22 protein-coding genes are annotated in these 19,012 nt (G+C 40.7%); 10 read left to right on the forward strand and 12 right to left on the reverse strand.

Going from position 1 to position 19,012, the window contains the following annotated elements:
* Positions 1–21: 21 nt before the first annotated feature.
* The 4 genes from spoIIIAC to VJ09_RS04400 form a co-directional block, all read right to left on the reverse strand.
* Positions 22–228 carry a stage III sporulation protein AC gene (spoIIIAC, locus tag VJ09_RS04385; protein WP_044640412.1) on the reverse strand — a complete coding sequence of 69 codons (207 nt, stop codon included), beginning with the start codon at positions 226–228 and terminating at the stop codon, positions 22–24.
* A gap of 11 nt (positions 229–239) precedes the next feature.
* The gene (gene spoIIIAB / locus VJ09_RS04390; RefSeq protein ID WP_044640413.1) at positions 240–758 is read right to left on the reverse strand and encodes a stage III sporulation protein SpoIIIAB; all 519 of its coding nucleotides are present in this window, start codon (positions 756–758) and stop codon (positions 240–242) included.
* Positions 752–1,723, reverse strand: a complete 972-nt coding sequence (gene spoIIIAA, locus VJ09_RS04395; protein ID WP_267904260.1) for a stage III sporulation protein AA — start codon at positions 1,721–1,723, stop codon at positions 752–754. The genes spoIIIAB and spoIIIAA overlap by 7 nt, the downstream gene beginning before the upstream one ends.
* 155 nt (positions 1,724–1,878) lie before the next feature.
* Complete coding sequence (locus tag VJ09_RS04400) at positions 1,879–3,171, reverse strand: helix-turn-helix domain-containing protein (protein WP_044640414.1); 1,293 nt, start codon at positions 3,169–3,171, stop codon at positions 1,879–1,881.
* Between the two features lie 595 nt (positions 3,172–3,766).
* On the opposite strand from VJ09_RS04400, the gene VJ09_RS04405 reads away from it, so the two are divergent.
* On the forward strand, positions 3,767–4,234 hold the full coding sequence (locus VJ09_RS04405; protein WP_044640415.1) for a GNAT family N-acetyltransferase: 468 nt from the start codon (positions 3,767–3,769) through the stop codon (positions 4,232–4,234).
* Positions 4,235–4,318: 84 nt separating this feature from the next.
* On the opposite strand, the gene VJ09_RS04410 is transcribed toward VJ09_RS04405, so the two are convergent.
* Complete coding sequence (locus VJ09_RS04410) at positions 4,319–4,771, reverse strand: CD1247 N-terminal domain-containing protein (RefSeq protein WP_147635429.1); 453 nt, start codon at positions 4,769–4,771, stop codon at positions 4,319–4,321.
* A 130-nt stretch (positions 4,772–4,901) separates the two neighbouring features.
* On the opposite strand from VJ09_RS04410, the gene VJ09_RS04415 reads away from it, so the two are divergent.
* The 4 genes from VJ09_RS04415 (at position 4,902) to VJ09_RS04430 (ending at position 8,517) form a co-directional block, all read left to right on the forward strand.
* The gene (locus tag VJ09_RS04415; protein ID WP_052807215.1) at positions 4,902–6,158 is read left to right on the forward strand and encodes an MFS transporter; all 1,257 of its coding nucleotides are present in this window, start codon (positions 4,902–4,904) and stop codon (positions 6,156–6,158) included.
* Between the two features lie 218 nt (positions 6,159–6,376).
* Positions 6,377–6,823, forward strand: coding sequence for a DUF441 domain-containing protein (locus VJ09_RS04420; RefSeq protein ID WP_044641589.1), 447 nt, complete (start codon positions 6,377–6,379; stop codon positions 6,821–6,823).
* A 60-nt stretch (positions 6,824–6,883) separates the two neighbouring features.
* Positions 6,884–7,735 carry a DegV family protein gene (locus VJ09_RS04425; RefSeq protein WP_044640417.1) on the forward strand — a complete coding sequence of 284 codons (852 nt, stop codon included), beginning with the start codon at positions 6,884–6,886 and terminating at the stop codon, positions 7,733–7,735.
* A 92-nt stretch (positions 7,736–7,827) separates the two neighbouring features.
* Entirely contained in the window at positions 7,828–8,517 is a 690-nt protein-coding gene (locus VJ09_RS04430) for a DUF554 domain-containing protein (protein ID WP_044640418.1), read from the forward strand.
* A 92-nt stretch (positions 8,518–8,609) separates the two neighbouring features.
* Here VJ09_RS04430 and VJ09_RS04435 read toward each other — a convergent pair whose 3' ends face one another.
* Positions 8,610–9,728 (reverse strand): RNA-guided endonuclease InsQ/TnpB family protein, encoded by a 1,119-nt coding sequence (locus tag VJ09_RS04435; protein WP_044640419.1) that lies wholly within the window; start codon positions 9,726–9,728, stop codon positions 8,610–8,612.
* Positions 9,694–10,149 (reverse strand): IS200/IS605 family transposase, encoded by a 456-nt coding sequence (tnpA, locus tag VJ09_RS04440; protein ID WP_082050359.1) that lies wholly within the window; start codon positions 10,147–10,149, stop codon positions 9,694–9,696. The genes VJ09_RS04435 and tnpA overlap by 35 nt, the downstream gene beginning before the upstream one ends.
* A gap of 378 nt (positions 10,150–10,527) precedes the next feature.
* Between tnpA and VJ09_RS04445 the strand changes: the two genes are divergently transcribed.
* From VJ09_RS04445 to csaA, 4 genes are all read left to right on the forward strand, one after another.
* Positions 10,528–12,225, forward strand: coding sequence for an aromatic amino acid hydroxylase (locus VJ09_RS04445; RefSeq protein ID WP_044640420.1), 1,698 nt, complete (start codon positions 10,528–10,530; stop codon positions 12,223–12,225).
* Between the two features lie 236 nt (positions 12,226–12,461).
* On the forward strand, positions 12,462–12,968 hold the full coding sequence (locus VJ09_RS04450) for a GNAT family N-acetyltransferase (RefSeq protein ID WP_044640421.1): 507 nt from the start codon (positions 12,462–12,464) through the stop codon (positions 12,966–12,968).
* Positions 12,969–12,985: 17 nt separating this feature from the next.
* Entirely contained in the window at positions 12,986–13,444 is a 459-nt protein-coding gene (locus VJ09_RS04455; protein ID WP_044640422.1) for a DinB family protein, read from the forward strand.
* A gap of 51 nt (positions 13,445–13,495) precedes the next feature.
* Complete coding sequence (gene csaA / locus VJ09_RS04460; protein WP_044640423.1) at positions 13,496–13,825, forward strand: chaperone CsaA; 330 nt, start codon at positions 13,496–13,498, stop codon at positions 13,823–13,825.
* A gap of 107 nt (positions 13,826–13,932) precedes the next feature.
* On the opposite strand, the gene VJ09_RS04465 is transcribed toward csaA, so the two are convergent.
* Positions 13,933–14,556 (reverse strand): fumarylacetoacetate hydrolase family protein, encoded by a 624-nt coding sequence (locus VJ09_RS04465; RefSeq protein WP_044640424.1) that lies wholly within the window; start codon positions 14,554–14,556, stop codon positions 13,933–13,935.
* A 323-nt stretch (positions 14,557–14,879) separates the two neighbouring features.
* Between VJ09_RS04465 and VJ09_RS04470 the strand changes: the two genes are divergently transcribed.
* Positions 14,880–15,437, forward strand: a complete 558-nt coding sequence (locus VJ09_RS04470) for a GNAT family N-acetyltransferase (RefSeq protein WP_044640425.1) — start codon at positions 14,880–14,882, stop codon at positions 15,435–15,437.
* 65 nt (positions 15,438–15,502) lie between these two features.
* Here the strand turns inward: VJ09_RS04470 and VJ09_RS04475 are convergent, their stop codons facing one another.
* The 4 genes from VJ09_RS04475 to aroQ all read right to left on the reverse strand — a co-directional run bounded on the left by VJ09_RS04475 (position 15,503) and on the right by aroQ (position 18,808).
* The gene (locus VJ09_RS04475; RefSeq protein ID WP_044640426.1) at positions 15,503–16,630 is read right to left on the reverse strand and encodes a conserved virulence factor C family protein; all 1,128 of its coding nucleotides are present in this window, start codon (positions 16,628–16,630) and stop codon (positions 15,503–15,505) included.
* A 62-nt stretch (positions 16,631–16,692) separates the two neighbouring features.
* Entirely contained in the window at positions 16,693–17,250 is a 558-nt protein-coding gene (gene efp / locus VJ09_RS04480; protein ID WP_044640427.1) for an elongation factor P, read from the reverse strand.
* A 23-nt stretch (positions 17,251–17,273) separates the two neighbouring features.
* Positions 17,274–18,344 (reverse strand): M24 family metallopeptidase, encoded by a 1,071-nt coding sequence (locus VJ09_RS04485; protein WP_044640428.1) that lies wholly within the window; start codon positions 18,342–18,344, stop codon positions 17,274–17,276.
* A 5-nt stretch (positions 18,345–18,349) separates the two neighbouring features.
* A complete protein-coding gene (aroQ, locus tag VJ09_RS04490) occupies positions 18,350–18,808 on the reverse strand; it encodes a type II 3-dehydroquinate dehydratase (RefSeq protein ID WP_222704941.1) in 459 nt (152 codons plus the stop codon).
* Between the last annotated feature and the right edge of the window lie 204 nt (positions 18,809–19,012).

A 19,012-nucleotide genomic window follows, 5' to 3' on the forward strand; every position in this document is an offset into this window, starting at 1 on the left:
TAGGATCTCCTCCTTTCTTTGCTACGACTGAAAGAGAAAGACATTTTTGATCGTTTGAAATAGGTCTTGGATCAAAACCGCAATCATAAACAAGACCACTCCAAAGCCAAAGAGAGTAACCCAGTGTGCAAAATCTTCTTTCCCCATCTGCTTTAATACTGTATGGATCATCGCAACGATAATCCCGATGCCGGCGATCTGAAAGATTGCATCCACATTGTATGGCATAACATACCTCCTCAATAAAGCAGGATGATTAGGAGTGCTCCTGCGAGGATTCCTAAGGTTCGATACATTTTTTCGTATTGCCGTTGCTCCTCTTGCGCTTGCTGTTCTATTTGCTCTAGGTTCTGCTTGGCAAGCGTAAGATGCTGAATTTGGGTATTACGGTCGGATTGACCTAAGTTCTTACAAATATCGAGAAAAATTTCTTTTTCATCCGATTGCATCTGTGTCCACTTCCAACGCTGTTTCACTGCGAATTGTAAGCATTCATAAGTAGATCTTCCGTCTAACTCTAATAAGGACTTGCTACAGCGTTCTAGTAAATCACGTATTGGTACTGGAGCTCGCAGAGATACCTGAGCTAGTGCTTCTGGTAATGTCCGAACTCCATACCCAATCTCCGTCTCCAAAAAGGTAATAGCGGTTCTCAATTGACGTATTTGTTCTGGTCTTTCTCGATATCGCTTTGCATACTGAAAACCGGCAAGACTAAAGGCGAGCACCAAAAGAACAGATCCGATCAGTTTTAACATATCTTGCTCCGATTAAAAGAAAAGGAGATCTTTTCCCCTCTTCTATCTAAAATAGCTTCAATCGTTCCTGCTCCTAATCGGCGACTTAAGAGAATATATCGTCCAAACAGCTGTTGCTTGATCAAAGCATGCAGATGCGGACGCCGAGCCACTTCTGAAAGCAACTGTCCATGTGCTGATGAAAAGATGGTAACTCCAGCACAAACCGCTTCATGAACTGCATCTGCATCTTCCTGTCGGCCAATCTCATCAACAAGAAGAACTTGCGGGGACATCGATCGAATCATCATCATCATCCCCTCTGCTTTCGGACAAGCATCCAATACATCGGTACGGACACCAACATCGTGCTGGGAAACTCCACCTATACAACCTGCAATCTCCGATCGTTCATCTACAATTCCTACTTTTTGAGAGGGGATGGTAGATGTCCCATTGCTCACAAGACGAGACAAATCTCTAAGTAAGGTTGTTTTGCCACATTGTGGTGGAGAAATGATCAGTACAGAATGATACCTTCCCTCTTCATAGAGATAAGGCAAGATCGGAGTAGCTACTCCCGAAATCTGCCGAGCGATCCGAATGTTAAAAGCGGTCACTTCTCTAAGGTGGTGAACTCGGCCACCTTCTGTAATTACCTTGCCCGCTAACCCGATTCGATGTCCGCCCTCTACTGTGATATAACCTTGTCTAAGCTCCTCCTCCATCGCATAAAGAGAATGTTGACTAATTTGATTGAGCAATTTTCGGCATTCCTCAGCATTAATCACTCTTCCCCCAACTGACTGCGAAAGAAGCGAACCCTGTTCCGTTACAAACCATGAACGATTACCAGCAATAATCTCCAATGGACCGCCCAATCGAATGCGAATCTCTTCCAAACTTTCCTTTGTTTCATTCGGTAATGATTGGATAATTTGTCGCAACTCCATTGGCATGATCTCTAGAATCGGCTTTAACCTCACTTATTCACCACCTATCCGCTTGCAGGCTCGTTTTCCTCATCCATATGGGACAAGGAGATCAAATATACCAAACAGAGCAAAATCAAACAAAAAAAGCCGACTTTCCTCGTTATTTCTCACGAGAAAAATTGGCTTTATTTGGAATCATCCTCTTATTAGAACTTTTCCGTCTGTTTCTCCAATATTTGAAGAGCGTATGCTTGATATTTATCCATATCTCGCTCTTTTGCCAGTTTTGCTAAACGAATCAGTGCTTCTGTTTCCTTTTCATCTAAACCATACTTCTCTGCACGCAAAAATGCTTGTTGATAACGTTCTTCCGCCATTTGAAAATCACCAAGAGCTTGTGCTACATCCCCAAGCTGCAAATATGCTTGCAAGATATACGGAGGTCGATTCTCTTTCTCAGCCAACTGTAATGCCTTTTGTAAAAGTTTTTCTGCTTCCGTAAAGTCCTGTTGATTATAATGCAAAGATGCTAATAATATCAGAGACGAGACAAGAACTGGTTTTGTTTGGAACTTTTGCTCGATCACACCAACACTTTGGTAACTGATCCGTGCCAACTCTATATCCCCTGCACCTTCATGGATAATACCGAGTTCATGCCATAACTTCGCCATAAGCCCCCATTCTCGATTTTCTCTAGCAAGTTCCAGACCTGCTTCTACCACTTCCTGTGCCTCACTCCACACACCATGGGATGCAAGAAGTTCCGCCCTTTGAAGATAGAACTCTAGTCGAAGGCTAATGGAGTCGACTTTTGGAATCTGGGTCCAGAGATCATTTAAAAGCAACATCGCTTCCCAATCTCGATCTAACTGCCGTAGATAGCGAATCTGATCCAAAGAAAGCGCAATATAGGCATGTTCACCGAAATCGGTCTGCTCATAACTTTCCAATCCCTGACAAACATTGTAAAGAGCCTCCGCCACATCTCCTTCGTGTTCGGAGATTTTCCCTAAATAGAGATAGATCGTAGCTTCAAGATCCTGATTTCTTTTTTCTCGTCCTAGACGAAGAGCTGCATTCCATTCATTTTTCGCCTTCTTAAACAGATTGCGGTGGTAAAAGTAGAGTCCTTTTAAGAATAGATAAAACTGCTTTTGTGGATGTGAATCAACCAAATTCATCTGTTTTAACAACAAATATGCTTTTTCTCCATTTCCGCTTTCAATCCAAGAACGAATTGCGATCATCTGGACAGAGAGAATTCGTTCCTTCTTTTGATGTACACTCTCAATCTGAGTTAGGTCTTGGAATTGTACACCTAGTTTCTCTAATAAATATGCTAGCTTTCCTTCTTTTACATGAGTAAATCCCCGTTCAATATTGCTAATGGTAGATATAGATATGTGTTCATCCGCTAGATCTTCCAAACGAAGACCTTTTTGTTTTCGATAATCTCGAATTGCCTCTCCGATCATAAGTAGATCTTTACCATTCACAATTTTCACACCTTTATTGTAGTCTATCGAACAGACTTTTCTGTTTTAATTATTCTGGACTGTCTAAATTCGATACAAAGGGGATCACTTCCTTTTAATTCAGATAATTGTTTCCTTTCTTTTTAAAAGTATTTTACAAACTGAAAGAACAAGGCGTTGGAAGGATACATACAAGGGGAATTTCATTGATCTAATAAAAAGACATCTTCTAGTATGTAAATTATTTTAGTTACTAGTAATTTGAACTGAAATCACATAGGCTTGACTTTTTCTATGAACGAAAAGAAAGGAAACCAAAATGTTTTCTTTAACCTATAGCTTTCATTTATGTTATACCTACATTTTTTCAGGATTAAAATGTTTCTACAAGTATTTTTCAAAACCTTTTAAAATCAATAGTTGAAAGATAAATTTAATAGTATTGAAATAGTTTTTAATCTTTAAAAATAGTAATACATAATATTTCAATTTTTACTTTACAATTAATTCGTGCATTAAAAAATAGAAAAGTCAATATTGAAACTTTTTTCGAGAGTGATTTAATAACTTGGTAAGCAACAAATGGAGCTTGACTCAGAGTAAGGAGAAAAACATCATGATTAAAAAACTTAATGTAACAGACCCTACAGTTGCACAACAAGTATTAAATGTACAACTACCTTCATACCAAGTGGAAGCAGAATTGATCAATTTTCAGGGGATTCCTCGACTACATGATACAATAGAAAACCTATTGGAATGCAGTGAAATTTTTTTAGGTTATGTTTCTTCAGATCAGTTAGTTGGATTTATTTCTTATACCAAAGATGACACCGTTCTTGATATTCATCGGATGGCTGTTCACCCTTCCTATTTTAGAAAAGGAATTGCTAGTAGTTTAATATCCCATTTGCTAAATCTAGAGTCCAATATGGAAAAAATGATCGTTTGCACTGGAGCCAAAAACACACCTGCTAAAATTTTGTATCAACGTTTTGGATTTTGTGCAGTAGAGGATCGCGAAATAGCTCCTGGAATATCACTAACTTTTTTTGAAAGATCGAATGGAGCACATTCCAACTAAACCAAAAAAAAATCGCTCTCTCCATAAGAGGGAGCAATTTTTTTGGGGTTGTTCAATCATATTATTTAAATTTGAATAGGTAGTTTAGATCGTTTCATTCTCGTTTACTCCACTCTCATACGGTTCTAAATCAGTCGCATCCTCGACAATTAAGACTGTATGACATTTAGGACAGAGCAGTTCTACTTCATCATCTTCTAAGTCCTCTACCTCGACAGAAACATCTTCTCCACATTCTGGGCAGACAATTTCCAATATCTCTTCTTCGTCTTCTTCCTCATCATCGTCATCATCCAAATCCTCATCATCATAACAAAGAAGTTCCAGATCGTTCAGATCTTCATCTACTGCTTCAACATACTCTTCTAATTCAGACTGCATCAGATCTACTTGTTGTACTGCTTCTATTAGTTCGTCTACAACATCCACTAAACGATGTAGTGCTTTCGATTCTGGAGACGAATTGGAGCTAGTCTGGACTCCTTCTAACAGACCTTGAACATATGCCAAATCTCTGCGTAGTCTATCGTACATCATCTGATCCTCCAATCATTGCTATCTACCACTAGTCTGACCCGAGTTCCAGCGCTTCACACACTCCAATGATTGGTATTTTCCGCATAGAGAAATCCATTCGTAGACAAGCTAACCAAGAGGTGGCGAATGGATGATCTCACAAAACAAAACTCTGCTTTGGACACTTAGTTTGCTTCCTATTTTCATGGTTTTAGGTAATTCTGCTCTGATCCCACTTCTGCCTAACATACAGAAGAGCTTTATGGTATCGGATATAGAAACGAGCTATTTAATCACTTCTTTTTCCTTATCTGCAGCTATTTTCATCCCTTTCATTGGAGTCGCATCTGATCGTTTTGGGAGGAAAAGAGTCATTTTGGTTGGGTTACTCCTATTTGCAGCGGGTAGTCTATGGGCAGGTATCGCTTCTTGGTTGGAGCTTGATTTTTCAATGCTACTCTATGCCCGAGCTCTACAGGGATTAGGTGGCGCTGCTACCTCTCCGATTGCGATGGTACTAGCTGGTGACCTCTTTCAAGGTGTAGAGAAGACCAAAGCGATGGGGATCTTAGAATCTGCCAACTCCTTTGGAAAAGTACTAAGCCCATTTTTAGGGGTGATCATTGGTCAAATATCATGGATCGTGCTCTTTTTCTTTTTTCCTGTCTTGAGCATTCCACTCTTCTTCTTGGTACAACATAAAATCGTCGAACCAACCATATCAGACAACCAACATTCTTTTCGCGAGTATGGGCATCAAATTGCAAGCGCATTTCGTTTATATGGTCGATGGTTAGGAATATCGTATTTACTAGGAGCTTTAGTACTCTTTCTCTTTTTTGGATATTACGCCAAGATGTCGGATCAATGGGATGCTAGTCCCCTTTCCTTCTGGATCAAAGGGCTTCTGCTAACAACACCACTTGTGGGGCAATGTTTAGGTGCTTTTTGGACCGGGAGAAAAGTAAAAAGCGGGGTTACTCACTTAAAAAACCATCTTTATTTAGGATTGTGTTGTTTATCTTTAGGTGTAGGATTGATTGGTATTTTTTCCTTCACTCCTTGGTTAGGGCTATTTAGTGCCAGTTTAATTGGAGTAGGAGCAGGCTTGGCTCTACCTTGTCTCAATATCTTGATCACTAGTGCAATTCGCCGTTCAGAAAGAGGGATTGTTACATCTTTATATCATAGCGTCCGATTTTTAGGTGTAGCAGTGGGGCCACCTATTCTTAGCATGTTCGGTCGAGAACCTGTTTTTCACTTTGGGATAGTTGGTTTATTGGGGTTAATTGCATGGTCTGTCGCTTCATTTCTCCATCCTCCACAACGGGTACATGGAGGTCCAGAGCAATCCCGGATTCTCTTACGAAAAAGTCGACTACATCTCCCCGCTGAACCACAAGGATAAAGGTTGTATGATGCAACTCGAAATGCTTGTTTACACTCGCTCCGTTGTAATAATAAGTCGCTCCCTAGATCAAGTTCTTCTATAACTTAATCAATGCCAGTTCGATTTTGTGCACCCTTGTTTAGGTTGAACTCACTTCTATCCTTACCTTCTTATGCATATGATGGTTAGGACAAGTTGGGAGGGTGGAGAAGTTGTCCAAATTGACAGTCGAAATCATGTTGGTACTCTTAATTCTTACAGGGGTATTGGGGCGATCTCCCATTATCGCGACAGCTGCCAGTTTCTTGTTGATGATGAAGCTGATCCACTTAGAACGTTTCTTCCCTACATTTGAACGGAGAGGACTTGAATTAGGTTTACTTTTTCTCACCATTGCAGTACTTGCTCCTTTTGCATCTGGAAAGGTAACTTGGGAAGAGATTCAAAAAGTTTTTCTTTCTGTACCAGGAATGATGGCGATCTTAGGGGGCGCTTTCGCTACTTGCCTCAATGGTAAAGGGCTTGATCTACTAAAAGACGATCCCCATTTAATGGTAGGCTTGGTTGTAGGTTCTGTTTTGGGGATATTATTCTTACGAGGAGTACCCACAGGTCCTTTGATGGGAGCAGCACTCACCATGCTTTTTCTCAAGATAGCAGAATTTCTTTTTCCTACTCCCTGACACAAACTTGTCTAACATGGGTTCTTCCCTTATACTACAAACAGTTAGGGGGTTTGCTCCATGTCCAAAATCGCCATACTGACTGATAGTTCTTGTGATCTACCACAAGAACTAATCGAGAAGTATCCCATACATGTCGTTCCCCTCCGCTTGATCTACCAAAACGGAGAATATCGGGATGGAGTCGACATCACTGCGGATGAATTTTATACTAAGTTAGAGGTAGAAATCCCAACTACTTCTATGCCATCTCCACAGGATTTACAGGAAACATTTCAACAAATTGAAGATCAAGGTTTTACTCATGTCCTCGCAATTACCATCTCTTCCGGTCTCAGTGGTACATTTAACACATTCCGCTTAATGGCAGAAGATTTTCCAAATCTAACGGTGCAAATGATTGATTCTAAAGGGCTCTCTTGGTTACTTGGATACCAAGTGGTAGAAGCAGCAAAACTCGTTCAAGAAGGCTTTCGTTTCGATGAGACCATAGAACGAATTCACCAACTCCAACCAGAGATCAGTGGATATTTTATTGTAGACACTTTAGACTATCTTAAACGCGGTGGACGAATCGGCAGTGTTACTGCTACCTTAGGCTCTCTATTGAGCCTCAAACCCATTATCACAGTAGATGGAGAAGGTAAATTCTTTTCCTATCGGGTAGCTCGCGGGAAAAAACAAGCACTCAAAAAACTGATGGATATCGTGGAAGAAACGATTGAATCAACCCGTGCTCAGATCGCCGTCGTCCATAGCAAAGCGAAAACAGAAGCAGAAGAGTTTGCCAACCGTTTAAGAGAACTGGAAAATGTTGTTGTCTCCTCCATTGGACATATTAGTCCTGCTATGGCGGTACATACTGGTCCAGGTATGCTTGGTCTTATCATTCAACGTGAGGAAAACAGCTAGATCGTAAACGCTTTCGCTTTAAATCCAAGGAAGGCTTTTGTTGAAATATAACAGAAGTCTTTCTTTTTTGCTGATCAAAGGGGGTATCTACATTGTTACTTGGAGCTATTATAAATGGACTTGCTATCATAATCGGCTCCCTAATCGGAAAAGGGATCAAAAAAATGAGCGAATCTACGATCAACTCTATTATGCAAGGAGTAGCATTGGTGGTAATCGTCATGGGCATTGGTATGACGTTAAAATCAGATCGTATCTTACTAATGCTGATCTCTCTAGTAGTAGGAGGAATTTTGGGTAGTTTACTGCGGATCCAAAAGCGACTCGAAGATTGGAGCCAGTCGATTGAAAAACGTCTTAAATCAAAAGGGGAATTTGCCAATAGCTTTGTAACTGGAATTTTAGTCTTTATCATCGGTCCTATGGCGATTTTAGGAGGACTTAGCAGTGGATTAGAAAATAACCATCAAATTCTCTTTACCAAATCATTATTGGATGGGTTTACCTCTATTATTTTCACTTCTACTTTAGGCATTGGGGTACTCTTCTCTGCAATCCCTGTCTTCTTATACGAGGGACTTATCTCCATAGGAGCTTCGTGGATAACCCAAGGAATCGAACCCAAACTTCTAGAAACTATCATCCAACAGCTAACAGCAGTAGGCGGATTACTAGTTATCGCAATCGGGCTAAACATCTTAAAGATCATCCAGATTCCTGTTGCCAACTATCTCCCCTCTCTCTTACTAGCGGTTGCTTTAGCACCTTATTTAGTATATTAGTCTATTGTGAACTACATCGCCATTGAAATGGCGAGCTTCTCGATTCATTGAATCGACCAACGTCGCATTCTCCACGAAGGCACGTTCCATGCCTATATTAGGTTTAGTTCTAACTGTCCGCATTTTAGCGTTGGAACATGTCCAACTGCTTTATGTAGTATGTTTCTTGCCGCATTTACATCTCTATCTTCTGTATAACCGCAAGAGCAACTATGGACTCTATCTTTTCGTTCTTTTTTTACGATCTGACCACATTTTGAGCAAGCCTGAGACGTGTTGTATGGGTCCACTTGTATTACTTGCTTACCAGCATATTCTGCTTTGTAGGAAGTGAACTGTACAAGTTGATTCCATCCAGCATCCACAATACTTTTGGCTAATTTGTGATTCAAGACCATTCCTTTGATATTCAGATCTTCAAAGGCAATTAGATCATAGCGATCTACTAGATACCTACTAATTTTATGGGCAATGTCTTTTCTTTGATTTGCTATGTACTCATGTAGCTTTGCAAGCAAAGCTACAGCCTTTCTACGACGATTGGAACCTTTCTTACGTTTAGATACTATGCGCTGAAGTCGTTTTAGTTTGCGTTCTGACTTTCTAAAATACTTAGGGTGTTCGAAAAATTCGCCATCAGATGTAATAGCAAGATGTCTAACACCAAGATCAACACCGACTTGTTTCCCTGTTGAGTGTGTTATGGTTTCGATTTCACAGGAAAAACAAGCATAATACTTTCCGTTTTTTCGGATGATGGTACAGGTCTTGATCTTTCCTTCTACTTGTCTGTGGCATTTGATGCGAACATTACCGATCTTAGACAGTTTCAGATATTTCCCATCAAGAGAAAACCCACTTTGTGGGTATGTGAAGCTATCATAACGGTTTTTACCTTGAAAGCGTGGGTATCCTGCTTTCTCTCCCGCTTTGATTCTACGAAAAAACCCTTTAAACGCTTTATCTAAACGACGTAGAATGTCCTGTAACACTTGCGATTGTACCTGTTTGAACTCTGGAAACTCTTGCTTTAGTCGTGGTAATTCATTCTGTTGCATGTTGTAATTAACGGAAATACCACGTTTTTCATAAGAAAAATTTCGTTGTTCCAAAGCTGTATTGTATAGCCAGCGACACAAATTCAAGGTAGTTTCGATTCGTTCCCTTTGTACCCGATTAGGTTCTATCTTGAATTTGTACGACTTCATCATTTGATTTTCCCCCTTTCTTTTTCTGATTTTCCATGTACTTACGAATCGTTTCTTCCGAAATAGAGCCAATGGTTTCCATGTAGAAGCTGCTATTCCAAAGATGACCATCCCATAACTTATTTCTTAGCCTCGGGAACTTTAGAAATAACTTCCTAGCGGAAATACCTTTCAACATTTTCACAATGTATGATGGAGCTACTTTAGGATGAGCAGAAGCAAAGACATGGACGTGGTCTTGCTCTCCCACCTCCATCATAGCTACTTCAAACCCTTTCTCCTCCGCAATCTCTTGAAAAATAACTTTTAGATACGTTTCAATCTCTTGATCCAGTACGGCTCTACGATACTTCACCGACCATACCATGTGGTAGTTGACATTATACACGCAAGTCCTAGCGTGTTTTACAGTGTTTTTACTCATACATATAGTATGACAAAAATAGGGTAAATATAGTAAAATATAAGGATAATTATATTACATATAGTAGGAGGAAAGTGCAAAAAATAAATTGCTCTAAGCATCCCCACAAGGGGGATACCGAGCAATGCTCCCTTTCATCTACCCCATTGAAATGGGGAGAATTTCCGTTCGCAAATCTTAAAACTAAGACATAACCCAGCTAGTTTTGGACTTCCAACCTCCGAAACTAGCTTTTTACATTTGCTTTTCTCCACTTGAATCTCTCCCTTGACATAATCAAATCATCCTCGTTATACTTTCTTTATTGCATAAAAGCACACAAGCATAAAAGCTAAAAAGTATATCAGCAAGTCGCTTGTTACCAATAGGAGGTACCATATGTCTAGTTCGACTACTACCAAAAAAAATATCCCGGCTCATTTAAAACCCTACCTCTCCCAACAACACTATCAGAACTATACTCCCATCAACCAAGCGGTTTGGCGTTATGTGATGCGGCAAAATGTACGCTTTTTCAAATCAACAGCTCATCAAGCATACACAAGTGGACGAGAAAATACTGGAATTCACCTAGAACGAATTCCTCGTTTAGAAGAGATGGATCAAGCACTTGCTCCGTTTGGTTGGGGTGCCGTTTCAATCGATGGGCTCATTCCTGGAGTAGCTTTTTTTGAATTCCAAGCAAATGGACTCCTCCCCATCGCTACCGATATTCGAACACTAAATCATATTCTCTACACACCAGCACCAGATATCATACATGAAGCTGCTGGTCATGCTCCTATCTTGGCAGATCCCGAATATGCTGCTTATGTTAAGCGATTCGGAGAGATTGGATCCAAAGCTCTAGCATCCAAGGAAGAACACGAGGTTTTTGAGGCAACTAGAAAACTGTCTATTGTCATGGAAGATAACCGTTCAACAGAAATAGATATTCAAAAGGCACAACAGGAACTGAAGGAGAAACTTTCCCAAGTAAGTACTGTATCCGAAGCAGCACAAATCGGACGTCTCTACTGGTGGACAGTAGAATATGGTCTAATCGGAGAACTAACAGATCCCAAAATCTACGGAGCTGGTCTCCTATCTTCCATTGGAGAAAGCCAGCACTGCCTATCGAATCGAGTTAAAAAGCTTCCCTTTGATCTAGAAGCTTGTATCACCACTGATTACGATGTGACTAAACCACAACCACAACTTTTTGTTTGCCAAAGCTTCCAAGAGCTAACTGAAGCAGTGGAGTGTTTTGCTGATCGCATGGCATTTCGAGTTGGGGGTACGGAGAGCTTAGAGAAAGCAATCGCTTCAGGTAGCACAGCCACAGCTGTCTTTGATACTGGACTCCAAGTAACCGGAACTTTTGCTGAGTTACGTTATGACAAGCAAGGAAAGGCTATCTATCTCAAAACCCATGGACCTACTGCCTTGTCGCTAGATAGAAAGGAGATCGTGGGGCATGGGAAACAAACACACGCAGATGGTTTTGGCGCCCCGATTGGTTCTGTATCCGGTCTGGAAAATGTTCGTATCGGAAAAAAGGTAGATCTACATTATGATAGTGGTGTTCAGATAACTGGAATAGTTAGAGGAGAAGTACGTAAGAATGGGCAGCGCATCCTCCTACAATTAGAAGAATGTACCGTCACATTAGGAGATGAAATCCTCTTTGATCCATCATGGGGAATATATGACCTTGTAATAGGAGAAAACATTGTCTCCGTCTATGCTGGAGCAGCAGACCCAGAGATGTTCTATAACCTACCTGAGAGAGAAGAGATAGTGGAGTCACAAGTTCCAATGGAATGGAGCCCATTGGATCATCTCTACCAAGCAATTCGAGATATCAGAGAAGGAAAAACTAGTATTGTAAAGGTACACTCTATACATCAGACATTACAAAAAGACTTCCCTGATGATTGGTTAGCACGTATTGAGCTAGTTGAAATCCTCATGACAAACCAGGATCGACAAGAGGCAGAACTAACAGAAGTAGTACGAAAAGAACTGGATGAAATTAGCCGAAAAAAGCCAGAACTAACATCCTTGATTCAAAATGGATTGACATGTTTGGATTGATCAAAACACATTCAGCTAGAGTTCTCTTAGAGCTCTGGCTTTTTGTATATGTCAAAAGGAATAATAAGATTATGTACTGTAATAATTAGCTCGTTGTATTGGCTGTTTCAACACCAGTAATACTCAATAGGAAACAACATACCAAACTGTTTACGCAAGTTTCCTGAATACTGAGGCATTAACGTAGGTCGGGGAGGTTCAAATATGTTACTATTACATAAACGGGAGGGAAAGAAATGGAAATCAGATTACTAACACCTACTGATGCAAAGAGCTATTGGGATTTGAGACTAGAAGCATTGAAACAAAACCCAGAATCCTTTGCTCAAAGCTATGAAGATGCAATCATGAGAAAAAACCCTTTAGAACAAGTGCGAAACAATTTCAGCACAAAAGGCAACTTCACCCTTGGGGCGTTTGATCAGGGAAAACTTGTAGGAGTAGTAACATTGATCCAAGAACAAGCGGTGAAAATACGTCATAGAGCCACAATCTATGCGATGTATGTAACTCCCAAAAATCGTAAACATGGTATAGGAAAAGCACTACTAACAGAAGCAATTTCAGTAGCAGAAAGCTTAGAAGAAGTAACAAAAATTAATCTATCTGTTGTCTCCCAAAATGAGCAGGCGAAAAATCTGTATACTTCATTAGGTTTTAAAGTTTTCGGAACAGAAAAAGGTGCATTAAAAATAGACGATCAATATTTAACGGAAGATCACATGGTTCTGTTTATTAGATAGTATTGGAGGAATTTTTATTGTTAAAACTTTTTCAATATAACTGGCTTATTCGTGAAGAGTGGTTTGATTGGTGCGAAAAAATACCTAGTGATGAACTTCTAAAAGAACGAACTGGAGGAGTAAAATCGATCCTTGGCACCCTATTCCATATCGTGGATGTGGAGTACAGCTGGATTCTGATTCTACAGGGGAAACCTGACTTTCAAGAGCCATTTGAAAACTATCGATCCCTAAGTAAGATAAGAGAATTGTCTGCTCAATTTCATCCAACAGTAGCAGAATATTTAGCGGATTGGTCCGAAGAAAAAGATAAGCAGATCCTAAACGCGCCTTGGGGTGAGCAATACACCCATGGCGAAATCATACGCCATATCATTGCCCATGAAATACATCATATCGGACAACTCTCTGTTTGGGCGAGGGAATTAGACAAGGAGCCCATCTCCGCCACTCTATTTGGGAAGGGCTTGTTCTAGAATGAAAGGAAAAATAAACACCTACTTAAATAAAGCACTGGAGGTAACACTGTGGCTACGATAGAAGATTTTCTAAAGTTCGATATTCGAATTGGGACTGTTATAACAGTAGCGCCATTTCCCGAAGCACGAAAACCAGCAATTAAATTAGAAATTGATTTTGGAGAGCTGGGTATAAAACGCTCTTCGGCACAAATTACCCGAAGATACACACCAGAACAGTTGATTGGACGGCAAGTCGTTGCAGTCGTAAACTTTTCTCCAAGACGAATTGCTGGTTTTTCATCTGAAGTATTAGTACTTGGAGGTGTAGAGGAAGAAGGCGATGTGGTACTATTACAACCTGATGAGAAGGTCCAAAATGGGACACCAATCTCCTAAGAAAGTACTAGAGGCAACCCTTATTTTGTTGGGGTTCCCATACATAAACAAACCGATTTCTCCTCCCATTGAAAAGAAATCGGTTTGTTTTGCTTTTACGATCAATCCTACATCTCGACCGTAAAACTCCCCCACTCTTCGTCTCCCCAAACTAGTTGCAGGTGATCTCCATTCTCCACTTTCCCTACTCCAGCTGGTGTACCTGTATAGATCACATCTCCTTCTCCCAAACCAAAATTGGTTCCGATGAAATCGACGATGGTCTGGAAGTCAAAAATCATTTCTTGGATATTCCCTTGTTGGACTCGTTCACCATTTTTTTGAAGAGCGAAATTGGTTTCTTGAAGAGCCTCTATACCTGGATATTCTCTACTATCGGTGAGAACAGCAGCATTCGGGAATCCTTTGGCGAGAAGCCATGGGTGCCCTTTTGATTTTAGCTTGCTTTGTACATCACGCAGAGTAAAATCAATCCCGAGAGAAATTTGATCAATCAGTTCCTCTGCCGATATGCCTTGTTGATACGATTTGCCAATATGTAAAACTAGCTCCGCTTCATAATGAATTTCTCCTGAGTTCCTTGGCAAGGATATGGTCTGCCCATTCGCTACTATCACTGCATGTGTTGGTTTGGAAAAAATCATAGGAGAAGTTGGGACAGCATTTCCTAGTTCTTCAGCATGGAGTCGATAGTTACGTCCGACACAGTAAATGTTTTGGATTGGTCTCACAATAGAACATCTCCTTTTGATTATCTACAAGTTGAATTATAGCAATCTACATAGAGCATGTTGCATAATTAGCCCTAAGCCAGAGGTTTTCCCCTTTTGAGATGCGACTATGAGCGCTAGGGAGCCGGAGCAGATCAGAAGCGGGAAAACCGGCGGCGCGCCTACGTTTAACTTGGATTAATGCAACAAGCTATACATAAAAATAAGAGATAGACTGTTTTGTTCCGGTCGCCGTAAAAATATCAGCAGAGTTTTTGGAAGGAAGTTGAATTTTTTATATTATAGTTATATGATATCGAAAAACAACATAGAGGGAAAATATTATGTTTACTCATAAAATTGATGAAGAAGTCTCTTTAAAGTTAATTGAATTGAATGATGCTCAAGAAATTTTTGAGTTAACTGATCGGTCTAGAAACTATTTAAAACAGTGGCTACCTTGGGTTGATTTTACAACGAAAGTAGAAGATACAAAAGAATTTATCAAAAGTTGCTTAAAAAGTTATGCCGAGAATCAGAGTTTACACACTGTTATTTTATATAATGGAACAGTGGTTGGAACCGCAGGATACAACAATATAAACTGGTTAAACAAAACAGCATATATAGGTTATTGGCTGGGAGAAGCCTTCCAAGGAAACGGTATCATGACCAAAGTAGCGAAAACACTAACCGATTATGCTTTTCGTGATCTAAAGCTAAATAAGGTAGAAATTCGGGCTGCTGTGGAGAATAAAAAAAGTAGAAGTATTCCGGAGAGATTAGGGTTTGTACAAGAAGGATGTATTAGACAAGCAGAATGGCTGTATGATCATTATGTGGATCATGTTGTTTATGGAGTATTGGCTGAAGAATGGAAGAAAAATAGGTCGAAAGCATGATTAAACAAAATCTCATTCTAAAAAGCACCTAATAATTTAGGTGCTTTTTATTGGATACATGTCTTTTAATCCGTATTATCTTCTTTTCTTCTTGCCATCTGTTGCCAAACGGTACCGCTTGCTTCTTCCCCACGCTCAATTCGTTCCACCGCCATTTGGACTTGAAGGCGCACTTCAAACTCAGGATCTTCCATCGATTCCTTCAAAGCTGGCAATGCTCGCTCATCTCCTACTTCATAGAGGAATCGTGCTGCCCTCCATCTAACTAGCTTGTTCCGATCTTGTAAGGCTTCACACATAGCTGGTGTAGCTATTGGATCACCTAAATCAGAAAGCCCATCTCCAGCCGTTCGCCGCACGACTGCTGAACTATCTTGTAGGGCCTTTTCTAAATATGGGATGATCTCCGCACTCTCTAAATACCCCAACTTCACTACTGCAAGTCGTCTGATTGCCGTCTTTTCATCAGAAAGTGCTTTATCTAGAACATTTAGATGTTCGATTGTTGGTTCCCATTGATCAAGAGCCGCAAATCGTGATTCCCAATCAGGGAGATCCAGTGCCTTATCAACTGCTTCTCCTGCCCATTTTGGAATCCCAACATCTTTCTCTGGTCGAAGTGCTTTCTCTACTAATTGCTGAAGACGCTTTGCAGTATAAGAAGCAGCTAATTCTTCCACCACTTGTTCCCCTATTGATTCCATCTCTCCATACCGTGGACTCTCCTCCACCCATCTACGATCGAAGATATGGTTTTCAATTGCGGATTGTACTTGATAGACCGCCTCTTGAAAACGTTCTGGCAGACCAAATCTCTTTTCTTGATCCCCTTGAGTTAACTTCACTTGTAATGGAATTCCTTTGACTCGCTGGATCTGGACTTGTACTTCCCCAAATGACTCATCTATTTGGTCCCCTGCTCTACTTGCCACTCCACCTTGGCCGAGAGCAGTTGTTACAACAGGCAAGATTTTTTCCCAGTCTGCATTTGCCATCCGTTCTACAGAGAGAAAATCCATTACTTGAAAGATCCCCTTGACTCCTTCTATAGCCAGAAGATCACGCAGGTGCGGGGGAGCTTGGTCTTTTTGTGTAGCTGTGTAGTTATAACTAGTCCCAGCTGGTAAACTTTCCGTCAGATTGAGCTTCATCACATTGGGACTAGGTGTTGGTTCTATCGATCGAATCTTCATCTAGGTACGTCCTTTCTAAAAAAATCCTCTTGAGCTACTGTTGCTCAAGAGGACCATTCTAACTATGCACGAGAAACATAATCACCACTTCGGGTATCTACAATGAGACGATCCCCAACATTGATGAATAGCGGTACTTGCACCACAAAACCAGTTACTAATTTCGCAGGCTTACTACCACCAGTAGCCGTATCTCCACGGATTCCTGGATCGGTTTCCACTACTTCTAATTCAACCGTATTTGGAAGTTGGATCCCAATCGTTTCCTCTTTGTAGGTTACGATCTGAACATCCATATTTTCTTGCAAGAAGTTTAGTTCATATTCTAGACGCTCGGCTTGAAGCGTAATTTGATCATATGTTTCATTGTCCATGAAAGTATACTCTCCACCACTTTCATAGAGGTATTGCATACGACGAGTTTCTACGAGAGCTTTTGGTACTTTTTCCCCAGCACGGAAAGTACGCTCTTGGATGTTCCCATTACGTAGGTTACGCAGTTTAGAACGTACAAACGCTGCACCTTTGCCAGGTTTTACGTGTTGAAACTCAATTACTTGCCATACATCATTATCTAATTCAATAGTGAGACCGGTACGAAAATCGTTTACGCTGATCATATCCGTTAAATCCTCCTGAATCGCTAATCGAGCGAGATAAGCTCTTTAGGGCTATGGGTGAGCACTTCACAACCATTTTCCGTAATCCGCACATCATCTTCAATCCGCACTCCACCAAAACCTGGGAGATAGATACCTGGTTCAACCGTCACGACCATATCTTTTTCCAAGACATCCTCGCTCGTTTTAGACAAGCGTGGGTTCTCATGAATCTCCAAGCCGATTCCATGACCCGTGCTGTGTCCAAATGCTTCCCCATATCCATGTTCACTTATGTAATCCCGAGCACAGGCATCTGCTTCTTTCCCCGTCATCCCAGCTCTAAGTGCAGAGATCGTGCGCTTTCCCGCCTCTAATACAATATCATAAATCTCTTTTTGTTGCGAATTAGGCTCACCTAATACCACAGTACGTGTGATGTCGGAACAGTATCCTTCATAAAGGGCTCCAAAGTCTAGTGTAACCAAATCGCCTTTTTCCAAAATCTTTTCACTAGCTACTCCATGCGGTAATGCAGAACGAACACCAGAAGCTACAATCATATCAAACGAAGAACTTGTTGCCCCCATCTCGCGCATCATCATCTCCAGACGTAGCGAGATCTCCCGCTCTGAAAGTCCAGGGCGCATTACTTGCAAAATCCCTTCAAAAGCCTGATCTGCAATGGATGCTGCTTGGCGAATTAAGGCAAGCTCATTGGCATCTTTAATATAGCGTAATTTCTCGATCCAACCAGAAATAGGATCTAACGTTACATTTCCAATTGCCTTTTGGAGGGCTGCATGCTGGGAAAAAGTGAGAAAATCTGCTTCAAAGTTCAGCGAGTTCAAGCGATTCTCTTGGCAAATCTGAGCAACCGCTTGCCATAATCCACTGCTACCATCTACTAATTCAAAACTGGGAGCCTGTTCTTTAGCTTGTTCCAAATAACGAAAATCTGTAATGAAATAAGCCTTTTGAGGCAGAACCACTACTACCCCACTTGAACCAGTAAAACCACTAACATAACGGCGATTCGTCGCACTGTGGATCAATAATGCTTCGGTTTGAGTCTCTTGGATTTTTTGTTGTACTAATTGCAGCCGGTATCCCATTGCCTTCACCTCTTCATTTGCTGGTTACGTTCTGAGCTTAACACAATTGCCGCCTCTAGAGCTAAATCATAACTAAGAGAACCAAATCCTTGGATTTGACCCTCGCAAACTGGTGCAATGACAGACTGATGGCGAAACTCTTCTCGTGCAGCGGTATTAGACATATGTACTTCTATTACTGGAACTGTTATTGCTGAGATTGCATCCCGTATAGCATAGCTATAATGGGTATATGCTCCTGCATTTAACACAATACATTGAAAATGCTGCCCACCATCTTGTATCGCACTCACCAGATCCCCTTCTGAATTGGTTTGGAAGGTATGTACTTCACAATCTCGCATAGAACCTATTTGCATCAAGCGCTCATTGATCTCGTTAAGCGTTTCATGACCATAAATATCTGGCTCTCGCTGTCCAAGCAAATTCAGGTTGGGGCCATGGATCACAAGCACTCTAATCAAGCAATTCACCTCCGGCAGCCTGACATTATTGTAACACAATCTATCCAACTTTCTGCCCTCTCGCCATTGTACAACTATGTTACAATGAAAAGAATTAGCTAGTCCTTTTTTTTAAAAATAAGTGTACTAAATGAGAGCAGTTTAATAGAAATAAATAAAGAAAAGAGTCCCAGGGGTTAAGTTTGTAGTATGAGCCATTCAGAT

The sequence above is a fragment of the Risungbinella massiliensis genome (assembly GCF_000942395.1).
Lineage (GTDB): Bacteria > Bacillota > Bacilli > Thermoactinomycetales > Thermoactinomycetaceae > Risungbinella > Risungbinella massiliensis.